We start from the raw sequence: 17,614 nt of genomic DNA, 5'->3' as shown, positions 1-17,614 counted from the left end.
GACATTTTTATATTGTGACTCGCTATCGCTCGCTCTTTGCGTTGATCTTATCAATCGATTGATCAAAATATGGCGTAGAGGTTGTCAATAATATCAAAAATGAGTTGATATGAATAAAGGCTCAAAACACTACAATAACAATGCTGAAAAACAGCTAAAAATCAGAAAAGCTAAAAAGACTTCAATATGGTACTTAAAAAAATACAGTACTTAAAAAATAGTATCTAAAAGCTGATACGTAAAATAATACCTAAAATTTGTGCTTAACGATGCATGCTCACAATCATTCACCAAGCAGTGCTGTCAATATACAGCGACACAGTTTAACACAGACCACAGTCGTCAAGCACGAGCTAGTGATAGCTACCGACCATTTTTTACTGATTATTTGCCATCAGCTAAATGATTTAGAAGCGACTCATGCTACTGGGCATAATCATTAGTAGTGGGGGCAGCTGCTAGACTTTTAAAGGGTCAACATTTGAAATTAAACATTAAGACTGCACCGTGACCATCTGGGCCGATTGCTCTGCCTGCTGTGCGCGTAGCCAATCATTCAACAATTGGGTTTGTTTACGGACGATCGCAAGCTTAATATGATCTGGGTTCTGTATCAGCTCTTGTATTTTTTTCTTCATGTTGCGCTCAAGCAGCTGGCTGACTAGCTCTTCGATTAGGCCATCAATCCCCAAGATATTGCGCGCAGTTAGCGCTTTGTAGAAGCCGCCCCAATTACGGCTGAGCATGTCTTGGGTCGCAGGTTTTACGTTCGATAAGATAAAATGCGCCGCTGCATTGACGTCTTTTGGTAGGTAATTAAGACAGCGCTTGATCGTGCTTACGATGTCTAGCAGAGCAGCATCTTGCAAGTCTTCCCACGCAAGAGGACGCAGGGTATCAGGTGATGCTTTTTGTTTGATATGAGCAGGTAGGTGTAAGCCATTGATCCCTGACTGTTGCCAAATCGACTCAATAGGGTCGTCGATTAATGCGCGCGGCTGAAACAAAAAGCAAAGCTGCAATTGCTGACTGATGGTCATATCACCATCAAAATCTAGCAGCGCATCTTTGGCTTCGACATTCTGACTGCGCCTGCCGCCAAGCTTTTGATAAACGTCATTGTTGAGCAAATAGCGAAAGCTACTGCCTTTGGGTAAGGCGGTCGTCAACGAGCGTACTTGAGACATGAGCTTGGCTTTGCCCTCAGCCAGACTCATGTCATAACGTTCACTCAAGTATGCAAAGATATACTGTGATAGCGGCATGGCATTAGCGATTTGCTCACGCATGGCATCGCTGCCCTGACTCTTAATAAAAGTATCAGGATCATGATTGTTAGGCAGGGTTAAAAACCGCAGTTCTTTGTCATCGGCCAATACAGGCAGCGCAACTTCAAGTGTACGCCAAGCGGCTTTTTGGCCTGCGCTATCTCCATCAAAGCTCAAAGTAAGCGTTGGATTGAGTGTCAGTAGACGTGATATTTGGCTTTCATTAATCGCTGTACCCATCGAGGCGATTGCCCCATAGATACCCGCTTGATAAAGAGCGATCACATCCATATAGCCTTCGACCACCAGCCAGCTGTCTGCGCGCTGCTGACGTGATTCATAATAGCCGTATAGTACATGCTGCTTATGAAAGACGGGCGAGTCTGAGGAGTTGATATATTTAGGCTTTACTTCGTCATCGAGCGCCCGACCGCCAAAACCAATAGTGCGGCCTTGGTTATCACGGATTGGGAAGATGACTCGGTCGCGCAATAGATCGTAGTCGCGGCCAGACTCTGACTGACGTACCAATCCTAAAGCTTTTAGACCTTCAATATCCTGTGGAAATTGATGCTCAAGATGCTGCCAACCAAATGGTGCATAGCCAAGACCGAAGGTCTCAAAGATGTCTTCAGTGAGTCCGCGCGATAAAAAGTAGTGCTTGGCATGAGGATGTGTGGTCAGATTGTGCTGATAGAACTGTTGGATTTGCTCTAGTAGCTCGTATAGATTGCCATCTTTATCATTGATTTGGTCAATACCATGAGCGTCCTGCATACCAGCGCTAGTATCGGTATCTGTCAGCCATGCTGGCGGATAGCCACTGTCATCTGAATGGTTTGGTGAATATGGCTCTGAGGAATACGAGTCCATCGAATAGGACGCTGAATCATACGCCTCTAACGGTGGAAAATTCTCATAGCCCTGATTGTCATCATAGCCTCGATTGTCATCGTAACTAGGCTGCTCTATGTAGTTTTGGTCGCTTTGGGAGACATTGTTTTGATGATTGTCTTGATAAGTGTCTTGACGATTATTTTGATGGTTGTCTTTATTTGTACCGTCTTGATCTACTTTGTTATGTTCTACAGTTGGGCTAGGCACATTGTGCACAGGCGGCGGTGCAATAGGTTTGGGTGCGCGACGTTGATAACTAACGTTTTGCTGTTCTTCTTTGGGTACTTCAATGCCTGTCTGTTTTGATAGTTCGTTGACCGCTTCAATGAATGTCAGATTCTCATAATCACGCAAAAAACTGATGGCATTGCCACCGACGCTACAGCCAAAGCAGTGATAGATGTTTTTTTGTGGATTGACATAAAAGGAAGGCGATTTTTCACCGTGAAAAGGGCAGCAGCCTTTATATTCACTACCAGCGCGTTTAAGCGTGGTGTGTTTGCCAATGATACTGATCAGGTCAGCTTGGCTATTTAGTTGTTCAAGAATATGGTTAGGAATGCTCATACAAAAAACAGTTTACCATAGGTCGATTATATTGGGGCAGAGGTAATAAGATACTGCTAGAAAAATAAGGCCAACATAATGTTGGCCTTATTATCAATGAATACAGACTGTGTTAGTTAGGCTAAAAGACTTAACGTAATCAATTATTATCCATATCACTCACACTGTCGTCATTTAACGTAGTGCGACGTGTTGGATTGGTATTTAGGGGATCGACGTTGGCTTCTCGTGCAGTCGAGCCAGTACTTGATTGGCTGGTCACGCGCTCAGCTGATGCTTCAGGCAGACCTAAGCCTACGCTAATACCATTACGCGCAGCAGCATTATTGGCGACTGGAGTATTGGCAGGCGTCGTGTTTGTTCCTGCTAGTCTCAACTGGGCTGCATTACGAATCATTTGTGTCTTGGTGGCGCCGTTATACTCGCCAGATGCGACTGATTTATCAGTTGTGTTCGAACGACCAAGCTTGCCAAAGGTAATCTTATTGAGCCAAGTACGGTCACGTTTGGTGCTTAATTTCACACTACCGTTGCTGGTTAGCATCTCTGGGTAGTTGATCTGCAATAGCGTTTTGTACTCATTAGCCAAATCGGTTAGACCAAGTTTTTCATGGCTATAAGCTAATACTGCAAGAGCATCTGGCGTTGACTCACTCAGCGGGTAGTATTGGAATACCCATTTGGCACGGTTAACCGCTGCTACATAAGCTTCACGCTCGATATACCAATTGGCTGCGCTCATTTCGCTCTCAGCAAACTGATTGTAAATGAACGTCATACGCTGAGCGGCATCTGGTGCATACGGGCTGTTTGGATATTTATTGATAAGCTCTTGGAAATTGGCAAAGGCAATACGCAAATACGCGGTATCACGCTCAGCTTGGTTCAGTTTAAAGAGCTTTAGGCTCTCAGATGAACCTTCCATATTGGCAACGCCGCGCACATAGTAGGCGTAGCTGACTTGTGGGTTAGACGGGTAGAGACGGATAAACTGCTCAGCACTTGCTGCCGCCATTTCATACTTGTCGCCTTCGTATTGTGCATACATCATATCAAGCAAAGCTTGCTCAGCGTACTGTCCGGTTGGGTAGAATGTGCGCAGATTGGTCAGCTCTTCGATACCTTGGATATAGTGACCTTTGTCAATCTGATTGACGGCCTCGTTATAATATCCTTGCTCTGATTTTTCAGCTGTTTCTACTGCCTCACCATCTTTGGCGCCAGTTAGATTTTTGAAAGTCTGGCAACCCACTAGGTTGACGCTAAGCGCCAGTAGGGTTATTGAGGACAGTTTGATAAACGTATTGCCAACAGCTTGCATACTTCTTCTCCGACACAAGACGCATAATAGCAGCGGCGCTATCATGCTATATAAAAGGTTAGTGATAAAAAACGACGCTAAGTAGTCAGCGATCCACCAGCAAAAATTTTTTATCGAATGCAGTTTTTGTTATGACGTATTGTACTGATAGATTGGGTTCGATACATAGCGCTTGTATAGTAAGCCAGTTATAGACCACATGTATTTAACCACCACATGCATTGAACCGTAGTCAAACGGTTTAAATGACAAACACGGTCAACAAAGCCCAATGCTATTTTTATACTGTATCTAAATACGGCATTCGCATACAGTGCCATAGCATACAGCAAAACATGGCTATACTTTATAGAATAACATTTGCTACGTCTATTTTTTCGCCATCTATATTGTATAGGCAGTTTAACATGAGCGGCTGTTACGAGCGATATCGAATGTCGCTAGCATGAGTAAATATACAGTAAATTACAGCAATGTCATGTTCTAGAGAGTTAAGCGAGGCATCTTACAGCCCAAAGGTATGCTCAAAAATTAACAGATAGCATGTAGCTTCTATAGGGCTTATGCCTGCAACATGTTACACTAGAGCGGTATTGTCTTCGCTTTTTTGTACCTTGAAGGTGGTTATCTGCCATTTATAGGCAAAGACCATAATAAAAAAACGACAATTTTTTATACTGCTATTTATAATACTATCTTCGAAGTCACCTCACAAAACACTGTCAGGGACTTCGCCATGTATCAATGTATCAATCCGCTATGAATAATGATGCCATGACTACCAATTTATCACCGAATCAATCGCTAGATACTGATTCATCAGCACAAGAGTCACCAATGCCAAATGATGTTTTGAACAATAATGAGCTATCTGATAATCAAACAATTACAAATGAGCAAGTGCATGATGATGCGCTTGATAATGAAGAGTTGCTCATCGATGATGGTAATGATCTGAACGATAGCGACATTGATGATAATGATATTGATGACAGCGACATGGATGGCGACGACGATGAAGCCCCAGTAGCGGGTCAAGCTGTACCAGTGATTGTAGACATGACGCATGTGGTCACAGAAGATCAAGCTGGCCTGCGTATTGATAAGGTCGCCTCACAAGCGTTTTCAGACTTTTCGCGTGTGCAACTCCAGAACTGGATTACTGACGGCAGTCTGCTCTATAACGGCAGTGTTCAAAAACCGAAAGTCCGTGTCAAAGCAGATGATGTATTGCATCTATCAACGACGTTACAGCAGCATGGTGAAGACCAACCAGAAAACATAGATATCGATGTTGTCTATGAAGATGATGACGTATTGGTAATCAATAAACCTGTCGGTATGGTGGTTCATCCAGGCGCGGGTAACCAAAACGGCACTTTGGTCAATGCATTGCTATATCATTATCCTCAGCAGCATCATTTACCGCGTGCAGGTCTCGTGCATCGTATTGATAAAGACACCTCTGGATTGCTACTGATTGGCAAAACCAAACCTGCACAGATGGCACTAATGGAGCAGCTAAAAGACAAGTCTGTTTATCGTCACTATAAGTGTGTGGTGGCAGGGGACCAAGCAAGTTTATCTCGTCATCGTCGTATCGATGCACCGATTGGTCGACATCGCAATCAGCGTACTAAAATGACGGTGATGACTGCTGGTCGCGAAGCAGTAACGCATCTGCTAAATGTCACACCATTGAACGAAAACTACTGTCTGCTAGATGTTGGACTTGAGACTGGACGTACGCATCAAATTCGTGTGCATCTAAGTCACATTACTTATCCACTAGTCGGTGACCGTGTCTATGGTGGCCGTCGTCAGTTGCGTTCTGGATTGACAGAAGCCCAGCGCCAAGCTATCAATAATTTCCCGCGCCAAGCATTGCATGCCTATACGCTAGGGTTTGTGCATCCGACGACAGGTGAGGACATTGAGGTGACGACGCCGCTACCTGAAGATATGCAAAAACTGATGGCCGTACTCAGCGACGGTTATTATGAAGAGTAAACGCTAATGTTTACTAGATGAGAGGTGAGAGCGAGAAGCCATGACGAACACGTTCCCGATGACAATGATTGCGCAAATTGATAATGTGGCCGTTTTTCAGACGGCTGCTTTTGTGCATGATGATATGGATGATTCTGCTGCTAAAAACCAGCGTACAGGGTATGAGGGTCAGTCAAATTACGGCGAGCTAAATCTAGGTCTGCATGTCAATGATAATGCACTACAAGTATTAGATAACCGCATGAGTCTATTGGCTGCTATCAATGAGCAACTGACAGATAAGTCTGCACAAAATGAGCAGCATGAGGCTATTAATCGCTTGCATTGGGTCAGTCAGGTTCATGGTAAACATATTCATGATGTCGATGCTACTACACTGAATATGGCGCCACTGTCTGCTGATGCGATGGTCAGTCAACAAAATGGTCGCGGTCTGGCAATCATGACGGCAGATTGTGTGCCTATCGTGTTATATCAACCTACCAGTGGCAAAATCGCAGCGATTCATGCAGGCTGGCAAGGATTGGCCTGCGGTGTGATACAAGAAACTGTTAATCGCTTTACCGATTCAGGCCCTATACAAGCTTGGATAGGCGTTTGTATCAGTCAGGAAAACTATGAAGTAAATACAGACGTTCGCGATAAACTATTATCTGGGTGTATAGCTAACCAGACGTTATCACAGGCACATATCGATAACTTTGTGTCGCTATTTTCTATATCGTCTTATGATGACAAGATAAAGTTGGATTTACCGAAGCTTGCTGCCATGCAGTTAGAAGCTGCTGGTGCTACAGTCATGAATGACTTACCTGTTGACTGTAGTTACGCTGATACTCACTATTACTCGTATCGCCGTCAGACTCATATGCAGCAACCTGCAACGGGTCGGATGGCACTGGTCATCGTTCGTCGTTAGCAGCTTTATAGTCAGCGAACTACTAAACCGCTACGGTGTTACCCTCCCTAGATGTACTATATGTACAATCTACGGTCGGCTGCCTTGTAGCTGTTTTAGATTTCTTTGACTATATAATAATGAATAGTAGAAACAAAGTGATAAACAATAAAAAAACAGCAGATTATTCTGCTGTTTTTTATTTGAATGCTACATTTGTATTAATACAAGGTCTGTATTGGTACAAAATCTGTATTAACAAACAGAGTCGCTAGATTTTGGTACTGATAAGCCAAATAGAGGACGTAAATACAGTGCCAAGAACGTACCTGCCATTGCCAGTATGCCCCAGATATAACCATGTAAGCTAAAAGAAGCGATACCACCGAAGTAAGCGCCGATATTACAACCGAACGCGAGACGTGCACCGTACCCCATCATCAATCCGCCAATGACCGATGCTGCAAAGTTACCTGCAGTAATCTTAGTAAACTTGAACAAGCCACCCGCAGCAGAGGCGATAAACGCGCCAATGATAATGCCGATATTTAATACAGTGGTCGAATCTGCAAATATAGAAGCCTCAAGCGCTGCTGCATTAGCGCCTTGCCAATAGCCCCAGCTAGCCACATCCATGCCAAAGCCACTTGCAATTTTAGAGCCCCACAATGTAAATGCTGACGTAATGCCCCACGGTTGACCACGTGTAAGTAATGTCAGACCGTTAAGTAAAGCCAGAACGATTGCGGCAGCAAAAAGCGGCCAAGAACCACGAAAGATTCGTTTCCAACCAGACTCAGAAGGTACGGGCGCCATCTTTGGTGCGTTTCTTTTTTTCTCAACGACTAATGTTACCCATGCGATAATGCCGAATATGGCTAGCGACACCAGCCATGCCCCTGTATAGCCAAGACCTGTAGAGGTTGCTAAAGAGAAAGGTGCATAAGCGGGCATCTCTTCTGTCCAGAATGGCAAATGATAAGCACCAATCGTGGCGCCCACTATGAAGAAAATAAAGGTGATGAACATAACAGAGCGTCCACCGCCTACCGCATAGAGCGTACCAGAGGCACAGCCGCCACCAAGCTGCATGCCGATACCAAATACAAATGCGCCTACGACTAGACTGACCCCTAATGGCGCGACATAACCTGCGACAGGACCGCCAAATAGCGTCGTGCCATAAGCAAGGATTGGCGCAAATAGTGTAACAGCAACTGCCAACATTAGCATGTGTGAGCGCATCGCTTGACCGTTACCTACTGCCATCATACGTCTAAAAGCAGAGGTAAAGCCAAAGCGGGCATGAAAAAGGGTATAGCCTAACAAAAGACCTATCCCAAGTAGCAATGATTGAGAGATATGTTGAGTGGCTAATAGATACGCAAGCATCATCAATCCTACGATGCCACCTCCCATAATTAAGGATTTTTGCGGTGCATTTAGGGCCAGATCATCTCTGACGATAGGATCTTTTGTGTCGTTTACAGGTTGAACGAGAGTAGTCAAGGTAATAGCTTCCTTATCCGATGATGTTATCAGATATCATTTTTATAAGAATTTATATGAGTATAGTTGCGCAGGTTTGCAGAATTGGAAACTGTACGGCTGTTAATTCGATTGATTTGGTTTAGCAGTAAGAAGCGCTACATCATAATCCTATTGTCATTAATGTAAATACGAAGTGGTTAGAAAAAGTAGAATTAGTATATGATGATATGGAATAAATAAACCGCTGTGTATATGACCTTATATCAATAGTTATCTATAGTGCTGATAATTATAGGTTTATTAGGTATCAGGAATTTGTTTGTGTCACATTATCAGTTAACGCGACTGACCCATTTATACAAAATATATTAAAAATATATGTACTCTGATTAGTCGGACTTTAATAAATAACTTAAAAACAAAAATACGTCTGATACAATGGGCTTGAATTCAATGAAGTTCATCGCATATATACCGGTATGTATATGCTGCCGTATAGAGACTATGTAATTAAAGACTGTGCAGTTAAAACAGTGTAATTAAAGACTATGCGATTGCTCTATCATTATTGATATTTCTGCCAGTTAAATTGACTCAAAGAAGCATTGCTTGATTCTGTTATATCGCCTGATAGTTCGAAAGTTTGAGCTATCGATAAGTACTTATCAGTGAAAGTGAAGTCACTAGCTATCGACTGTGGCTAAGTATCCAATATTTTATAAGTTTTACTATTCAACCAATTATTTATTATTAGAGTACGTATGAATACACCTGCTAAATCGTCTAACACCTCTACATCTACTGATAACACGCCTAATGTCTCAATCGCTGTTATCTTCCATAGTAATTATGGTCATACCAAGCGTGTCGCTGAGGCTATAGTACAAGGTGCGCATCAGCAATTGCCAGAAGCGCAAGCCAAGGCTGTCGATGTGTATGATGTTGATTGGGACTACTTAGATCAGGCAGATTTGCTGGTTTTTGGTAGTGCGGTGTATATGGGCAGTGTGACGGCTGAGTTTAAGACCTTTATGGATGAGACATCCAAGCGTTGGTATCATCGTAAATGGGAAGGTAAATGGGCAGCAGCGTTTGCCAATTCGGGCGGCCTGAGCGGTGATAAACTTGCTGTATTGCAGCAGATTTCTCTATATGCGATGCAACATGGTATGAATTGGATTGGTCTGCCATTGATGCCGACAGGTCATGAGGCTCACGACTTAAACCGTCTGTCTAGCTTTTTGGGTTTGATGACTCAGTCGCTTGATGGCCCACCTGAAGAGACACCAGGTTCGGGCGATATTGATACTGCTATTTGGTTTGGTGATCATCTAGCCAAAACGATTATTAAGCATCAACCAGCTGATGCTAAGCTATAAAAGCAGCTAGAACCGACAGAGCAATCGAACAAAAAAGCAGACATTATTGATGTCTGCTTTTTTTGTGCCAGTTTTTATTGAACGATAAGTGCTATTAAGCGCTAGGCTTTTATTGAGCAACAAGCTTAGTAGGGGCAGGCTTCACGGGGATAGGACTGTCAACGAATTGAAACGATTGACAACCTCCTAACAGCATCGTTGCTATTAGCAAATAGGTAAAGGCAAATGACTTCATAGTAATATCTCAAAAACGATTTTAGCCCAACGATATGTCACGATTACTTATCATTAGAAGTCACAACAGTGAAGAGTCAGGCTTATTTGCAGACATTATATATAAAAATCAGATGGTCATAGTAGTTTAAAGGCGATATATGTATTTGGTACTGGTTTTACGCAAGCTATCTCGCTGTTTATAGTACGGCTTATCTAACGCTTCGTTTGATTTGTCATGTTTAAAATTAAAAATATCTATAAAAACAGCGTCTGGTGTTGAGTTGCTGAGCAGTGAATAAAATCTACAAAACGTATAGGTATTTACTTAGATTTAAGTTATCTCCCAATTATTTGCCAACTGTTTGATAGTATCTATAGGCATTTTAACGGGTTGTGTTATAAATAAGAATAGTGATAATATGTTGAAAGCTGACCAAATAGTCAAGTATCCTATAGTACGAGTTTACTAACAAATTTGTTCGATGAATGCTGATATTTGCAACCAGCTTACCTGATATTAAAAAGCGCGATGTCCTGATTTTTTTATCTCTTAAGAATGTATCAGCGAATAAAACAGAATAACCGTACTTGAGCGGTTGCAGCATGATGTAAACCAAATGCTTACGTTCAGCATTTAAGCCGTCAAATTCCTTAAGCCCTATGCTTATCTTCATTATTTTATTTTAGCCGAGTCTTGCTATGATTAGTTTTTACTTAAATGGGAAACGCCATGAGCTAACCCAGCTTAACCCTAATACGACGGTGCTTGAGTATCTACGATTGCATGAAGGCCAGACAGATACGAAGGAAGGCTGTGGTAGTGGTGATTGCGGAGCTTGTACGGTTATGGTTCAGCGCCTACCTAACGCTAGCCAGCAAGCGCTTAATGATGGAAATGGCGACGAAAAAAATGCTACGCCACCGTTCTATACGATCAACTCCTGCATTACGCTAGTGTCGCTGATGGATGGTCATCATCTGATGACGGCTTCTTATTTGGCTGACAATCCAGAACATCATCCAGAACGTGCTTTGCTGCATCCAGCACAGCAAGCTATGGTTGAATGTCACGGATCACAGTGCGGTTTTTGTACGCCTGGGTTTGTAATGTCGCTTGCTTGCGTTTACGAAAACAATCGTATGCAGACAAGTCAAGAAGCAGCAAGTCAAAACGATGTCAAAAAACTAAGCTATGATGAAGTGGTTGCATCAATCTCTGGCAACCTATGTCGCTGCACAGGCTACAGGCCAATTATCGAAGCTGGTCTACTGATGAGCGATATCGGTCAGCAGAGAGAAGCAGAGCAGTCAGCAGTAAAAGACCTGACTATCAGTCTAGCGACAGATGCGATGAGCAGTACAAAGACATCAGCAGTCTCTACAAATGTGCCAGCTGAACAAAAAAATCAAGAACCACATGGTATTGCCCCTGCAATCAGTGATGCTGGGCGACAGTTATATATGCCCAAGTCACTAGATGAGCTTAATCAGGTATTAGCTGCCAATCCACAAGCTACGATTTGGGCAGGCGGTACGGATTTGGGATTGAGTGTAACCCAACATTTGGTTGATCACGAGGTGATTATCCAACTTTCAGGTGTTGAGGCACTAAAGTCATGGTCATTACTTGACGCAAAGTCTGACTCAAGCAATGAAAGGTCAGATAACGAGCAAGCTTCTAGCCAATCACTAGTACTGGGTGCTGGCATGAGCTATCAGCAAATGTTGCCTGTGCTTGCGCAATACTTTCCAAGCTTTGCGCAAGTATTTGAGCGCATTGCTTCTCCGCAAATTCGTAATATGGGTACCATCGGCGGCAATATAGCCAACGCGTCGCCGATTGGTGATTTACCACCGATTTTATTGGCGTTAGATGCGTCAATTCATCTGCGTCATTGCGCGCCTAATTCTAAAGAGTCAGGTAACGATTTAGATAATAGCAATTCGGTTTATACGGATGAGATTATACCTTTATCAGAATTTTTCTTAGATTATAAAAAGACCAAACTGCAAGCAGGCAGTTACGTAGTCGCTATCCATATTCCTCTGATGCATGACAATCAGCACTTATTTATTCATAAAATTAGCAAACGTTATGAGGATGATATTTCTGCTTGTTTACTAGCGGCGCGAATCGATGTATCAACAGATGGCATGACGATAGAGAATGCAAAGCTTGGGCTTGGTGGCATGGCTGCCATACCGTTATTAGCTACAACTTGTCAGCAAGCGCTCGTTGGGCAAGCGGCTGAAGTTGCGAGTTTTGAGCAAGCAGCACAAGTCTTGTCTGCAGACGTTACGCCTATGACCGATGTCAGAGCCAGCCGTGAATATCGCTCACATGTGGTACAGCGTCTACTGGTGAAGTGCGGTAAGCAATTGGTAGCAGGTAGACAGACTGAGACTGCTTAATTAGCAGAGTTGTAAATTGCTAATACCGCCTTATCGTTATATTTGCCAAGAATAAAAGAGCATTAATAAAAGCGTCCTAATAAAAGAGATCCGCCATGAGCCATCATTCGTCTTTATTTGACAGTTATAGTATCCGCCGCGTGCGTCCGCCAAAAAACAAAATTGGTACCTCGGCTAAGCATGATAGTGCGATTAGCCATGTCATGGGGACGGCGACTTATGTGGATGATATTGCAAAACCGCAAGGCACGCTACATCTGGCAGTAGGTAAAAGTAGCCACGCTCACGCACGTGTATTGAGTATGGACTTGAGCGCTGTTAGAGATGCGGATGGGGTGGTAGATGTCTTAAGTTTTAAAGATTTGCCTGCGCAGACGGATATCGGTGCGGTGTTCGACGGTGAGCCACTGATGGTGGATGACATCACAGAGTATGTGGGTCAGACGTTATTCGTGGTGGTGGCGACCAGCCATCGCGCTGCCAAAAAAGCGGCTACCAAGGCAGTGGTGGAGTATGAGCCATTGCCAGCGGTACTTAGTATTGATAAAGCGTTAGAGCAAGAGTTATTTGTGCGTCCGAGTCATTTTATGAAGCGTGGTGACGCGGCGACTGCACTTGAGAATTCACCGATTCGCATTGAAGGTCATATTCATATGCGCGGGCAAGAACACTTTTATCTCGAAGGCCAAGTGTCTTATGTCGTGCCTTGTGACGATGGCGGGCTAGAAGTGTATACGTCGTCACAGCATCCAAGCGAAGTACAGCAGCTGGTCGCCGAAGTGACAGATCTGCCATTTCATGCGGTAAACACAGTCGTGCGCCGTATGGGTGGCGGGTTTGGTGGTAAAGAAACGCAAGCCGCTGCATGGGCATGTCTGTGCGGTATTATAGCCAAACGTCATAACGTTCCTGTCAGTATGCGTCTAGATCGTCAAGATGACATGGTGGTGACGGGTAAGCGTCATGAGTTTGCTAATCGTTACGAAGTTGGTTTAGACGAGTCTGGGCGTATATTAGGCGTTGATATGCAACTGGCTGGCTTGTGTGGTTACGCGCCAGATTTGTCTGATGCTATTGTCGATAGAGCGATGTTCCATTGTGATAATGCCTACTATTACCCAGCTGCTCATGTTGCGGGGCATCGCTGCAAAACGCATACTGTATCCAATACTGCCTATCGAGGGTTTGGTGGTCCGCAAGGCCTGATGACTGCTGAATATATGATGGATCATATTGCGTATACCTTGGGGCAAGACCCGCTAAAAGTGCGCTTGGCAAACTTGTATCAAGATGGTCAAAGCACTCATTACGGTCAGACCATTGAGCATTTCGATTTGGCGACAATCATGACCAAGTTGGCAGATGATTGCGATTATGACAACCGCCGTCAACAAATTCTAGAAGCCAATCAAAAAGCTGCCGCTGAAGGCAGTGATAAACGTTTGGGTCTTGCTTTAACGCCAGTAAAATTCGGTATTTCATTTACGGTGCAAACGCTTAATCAGGCAGGCGCATTGGTACACATTTATACCGATGGCAGTATCCACCTCAATCATGGCGGTACGGAGATGGGGCAGGGTTTATATATAAAAATTGCCCAGATTGTCGCCAATGAGTTCGATGTTGATCTGGAAACGGTCAAAGTATCCGCAACCCGTACGGATAAAGTGCCTAACACTTCACCAACCGCCGCGTCATCAGGGACAGATATTAATGGTAAAGCGGCTCAAAACGCTTGTTTAAGCATTAAAGCTCGCATACTGGAATTTGCTGCTGAGCATTTCGAAGTAGCGCAAGAAGACATACGCTTTGAAAAGAACCATGTCTATATCGGCGATAAAGAAACGCTGACCTTTGCTGAGATGATTCAGCTGTCGTACCAGAACCGTATCAGTCTGTCGTCTACTGGCTACTACAAAACACCGAAGATATTTTATGATCGCTCCAAAGCATGGGGTCGTCCGTTCTTCTACTTTGCCTTGGGCGCTGCCTGTGCTGAGGTTGAGATTGATACCTTGACAGGTGAGTACAAAGTGTTGCGCTGTGATGTGCTACACGACGCAGGACAGTCGATTAACCCTGCCATTGATATTGGCCAGATTGAAGGTGGCTTTGTGCAAGGTATGGGTTGGCTCACGGCAGAAGAGTTGATCTGGAATGACAAAGGTAAGCTCGCATCTGATAGTCCTGCTAATTATAAAATTCCAACGGCCCATGACTTACCTAAGCAGTGGAATGTCAAACTGTACGATCGCAAAAACGAAGAACAAACTATTTATAACTCTAAAGCCGTTGGTGAGCCGCCATTTATGTTGGCAGCCAGCGTGTGGTGTGCACTCAATAATGCAGTCGCAAGCCTTGGTGAATATAAGAAGAATCCAGAGCTGACCATGCCTGCGACGCCAGAAGCGGTATTAAAAGCAGTGATGCGCATGCAAGGTACGCTATGGGATTTAACAACTGAAGCAGATACAGATACGGTTGATAGTTTAGTAAAAGGCGCAGAAGAAAATAGCGACCTTTACAACGATAAGGTAATGCTGCAAGACGTACGTCATGCTAAAGACATCGATCCATTGGAGGTGGCAGCCAAACAAACTGATGACCAGCCTAATGCGATAGAGCATCCAAATGTAGCAGGGGCAAGAGGTCCTGTGCACAGTGAATGAGTCGTTAGCACCGCCAGTCGTCTGGTATGAAGGTCTAGCGCGATATCAGCAGCGAGGTATTGCTCACGTGCTGGCGACGGTCGTAGCTGTGAATGGATCTGCTCCTCGAGCGCTACAGGCAAAGATGATCGTCACGCAAGATGGCATCGTAGACACATTGGGTGGCGGCGGCCTAGAGCACGACGTTATCAATACGGCACGGCAACTACTGAACGGTGAAATGGCAGCCACAGTATCAAAAGAAGTCAAACCAAAAGTTTCTGAAACTAATGATGACAGTGCGCCAACCCCTTCTAAAGCAGTGCGCCGTGATGCTGTCTATACCAAGCATTATCCATTGGGTGCAAAGTTGGCGCAGTGTTGCGGCGGTAGCGTCACCGTTATGTTCGAATGCTTTAACGTGACACCGCCGATGTCAGTACTAGTGTTTGGGGCAGGGCATGTGGCATCATCGCTAATGACCATCCTATCTGAGCTACCTTGTCAGGTAGATTGGGTAGACAGTCGCCCAGAGATGTTTAAGCGTTACTTAGTTGATGAATCTACTACTAATCAATCCACACTTTATAACTTACCAGCGCATATCCGTCCGCATATCGATGATGAGCCTGTAGATTTTGTACGCCCATTTATCGAACAGGGTGGTCAGCGTTTTATTCTGGTTATGACTCATGATCATAGTGTTGATTTTGAGTTAGTACGGGCGGCATTAGATACTATTTCTGACATGAGTGCATCACGTGATAAATGCTCAGATACTTTGACACCTTACATAGGTTGCATTGCCTCGGCAACCAAAGCCAAGCGTTTTAGAGATCGTTTGATGCAGCGTGGCTACAGTGCGCAACTGGTCAATCAGTTGGTCATGCCAATTGGATTGCAAATTGGCGGAAAAGAGCCGATGGCGGTGGCGATTTCTATCGTGGCACAGCTCCTACAGAAGTATCATCAGGCTACTCCTTGAACGGCTCACTTCATATAAATTTTATACTTTTTATCAAATTATTAAAGCGCTCAGTACTATTTATCAAAACGCTCAGGACTACTAAGCCATTGTGAGATCTACGAATGACCCTACATATCTATCAAGCTCGACTGCTACACTATTTGACCGAAAGCGATCGTCCTGAGCGTACAACCTCTGATTATTCACAGACATTAGCTGTGGAACGAGACATTACGTTGCTACCAGTGATTGAAGGTGTACAGGTTTATCCTGAATATATCGCTGATGGTGCGCTTGTCGTAGATGGTGTGACAGGGTGCATTGTAGAGTATGGGCATAACGAGACAATATTAACGAAATATGTTAATACCACTGAGCAAGCAGGACAGTTAGTAGTCAAAGTACATGATTATCGTGACAAACTTATCATGCCAGGCTTTATCGATACTCATGTGCATTATCCGCAAATAGATATGATTGCTGCTTATGGTGAGCAATTACTTGACTGGCTTAACAATTATACTTTCGTCACTGAGGCCAATTTTGGCGATCCAAAAGTAGCGCATGATACGGCGCAGTTCTTTTTAAATCAGTTGCTAGCCAATGGCACAACGAGCGCCATGGTATTTTCTACCAGTCACCCTGAATCAGTGAATGCATTTTTTACGGAAAGTCACAAGCTTAACACCCGCATGATCACGGGTAATGTCTTGATGGATCAAAATGCGCCTGATAATTTGTGTGTACCTGCTGAGCAGGGCATTCGAGATACCCAAAACATCATTGATAATTGGCATGAGCGCGGCCGCCAACATGTGGCGATTACCCCGCGCTTTGCTATTACTTCGACACCCAAGCAACTACAAATGGCAGGTGAGCTGTATGCCAGTTACGAGAGTGTTTATCTGCAGACGCATCTAGCAGAAAATCATGATGAGATAGCCTTTGTGAAACAACTGTATCCCACTCATAAAGGCTATCTCGATGTCTATGATGATATGGGATTACTGGGTCGACGCACTACCTTGGCACATGGTATTCACCTTGAAATATCTGAGTATGAGCGTCTGCGTGCGACTGGTACGCAGATATCACACTGTCCGACGTCCAATCTGTTTTTGGGTAGTGGACTATTTAATTTACCCAAAACGTTAAGTTATACCGGTGTCAGTATCGCCACTGACGTTGGAGCAGGGACGAGTCTGTCGATGCTGACGACTTTGTCAGAAGCGTATAAAATCCAACAACTACAAAGCAATCAGCTATCCGCTCATCAAGGGCTGTACCAAATTACGTTGGGTAATGCCCAGTCACTATTATTGGACAATAAAATCGGTAACTTTATGCCAAATAAAGAAGCGGATTTTGTGATCATCGATATGGGTGCAACGGAATTGCTTGAGCGACGTATGGCGCAGACCAAAACACTGGAAGAGCAGTTGTTTGTACTAATGATGCTAGGCGATGATAGAGTAATTGATCAGACAGTCGTCGCAGGCGTGAGTCGCTATCGTAAATCTACTGCTTAATAAATTAGCGA

10 protein-coding genes are annotated in these 17,614 nt (G+C 44.0%); 7 read left to right on the top strand and 3 right to left on the bottom strand.

Annotation, left to right across the window (positions count from 1 at the left end; genetic code table 11):
- Positions 1-494 precede the first annotated feature (494 nt).
- Positions 495-2,732 carry a CHC2 zinc finger domain-containing protein gene (locus HCZ91_RS00690; RefSeq protein WP_179797349.1) on the bottom strand — a complete coding sequence of 746 codons (2,238 nt, stop codon included), beginning with the start codon at positions 2,730-2,732 and terminating at the stop codon, positions 495-497.
- Positions 2,733-2,871: 139 nt separating this feature from the next.
- Positions 2,872-4,053, bottom strand: a complete 1,182-nt coding sequence (locus tag HCZ91_RS00685; RefSeq protein WP_057759574.1) for an outer membrane protein assembly factor BamD — start codon at positions 4,051-4,053, stop codon at positions 2,872-2,874.
- Between the two features lie 774 nt (positions 4,054-4,827).
- On the opposite strand from HCZ91_RS00685, the gene HCZ91_RS00680 reads away from it, so the two are divergent.
- Together HCZ91_RS00680 and HCZ91_RS00675 are read left to right on the top strand one after the other, a co-directional pair.
- Entirely contained in the window at positions 4,828-6,063 is a 1,236-nt protein-coding gene (locus HCZ91_RS00680) for an RluA family pseudouridine synthase (protein WP_179797347.1), read from the top strand.
- Positions 6,064-6,103: 40 nt separating this feature from the next.
- Complete coding sequence (locus tag HCZ91_RS00675; protein WP_179797345.1) at positions 6,104-6,982, top strand: polyphenol oxidase family protein; 879 nt, start codon at positions 6,104-6,106, stop codon at positions 6,980-6,982.
- A 234-nt stretch (positions 6,983-7,216) separates the two neighbouring features.
- Here HCZ91_RS00675 and HCZ91_RS00670 read toward each other — a convergent pair whose 3' ends face one another.
- A complete protein-coding gene (locus tag HCZ91_RS00670; protein WP_179797343.1) occupies positions 7,217-8,470 on the bottom strand; it encodes a YeeE/YedE family protein in 1,254 nt (417 codons plus the stop codon).
- A 743-nt stretch (positions 8,471-9,213) separates the two neighbouring features.
- Here HCZ91_RS00670 and HCZ91_RS00665 point away from each other — a divergent pair.
- From HCZ91_RS00665 to guaD, 5 genes are all read left to right on the top strand, one after another.
- On the top strand, positions 9,214-9,831 hold the full coding sequence (locus tag HCZ91_RS00665; RefSeq protein ID WP_179797341.1) for a flavodoxin family protein: 618 nt from the start codon (positions 9,214-9,216) through the stop codon (positions 9,829-9,831).
- 915 nt (positions 9,832-10,746) lie between these two features.
- Positions 10,747-12,459, top strand: a complete 1,713-nt coding sequence (locus HCZ91_RS00660) for an FAD binding domain-containing protein (protein WP_179797339.1) — start codon at positions 10,747-10,749, stop codon at positions 12,457-12,459.
- Between the two features lie 95 nt (positions 12,460-12,554).
- Positions 12,555-15,128 carry a xanthine dehydrogenase molybdopterin binding subunit gene (xdhB, locus tag HCZ91_RS00655; protein WP_179797337.1) on the top strand — a complete coding sequence of 858 codons (2,574 nt, stop codon included), beginning with the start codon at positions 12,555-12,557 and terminating at the stop codon, positions 15,126-15,128.
- Positions 15,121-16,092, top strand: coding sequence for an XdhC family protein (locus HCZ91_RS00650; RefSeq protein ID WP_179797335.1), 972 nt, complete (start codon positions 15,121-15,123; stop codon positions 16,090-16,092). The genes xdhB and HCZ91_RS00650 overlap by 8 nt, the downstream gene beginning before the upstream one ends.
- 104 nt (positions 16,093-16,196) lie before the next feature.
- The gene (gene guaD / locus HCZ91_RS00645) at positions 16,197-17,603 is read left to right on the top strand and encodes a guanine deaminase (RefSeq protein WP_179797333.1); all 1,407 of its coding nucleotides are present in this window, start codon (positions 16,197-16,199) and stop codon (positions 17,601-17,603) included.
- Positions 17,604-17,614 lie beyond the last annotated feature (11 nt).

Source organism: Psychrobacter sp. BI730 (genome assembly GCF_013414195.1).
GTDB lineage: Bacteria > Pseudomonadota > Gammaproteobacteria > Pseudomonadales > Moraxellaceae > Psychrobacter.
Note: the sequence above shows the minus strand (reverse complement) of the source record. Positions and strands in the feature narration are given on the sequence as shown.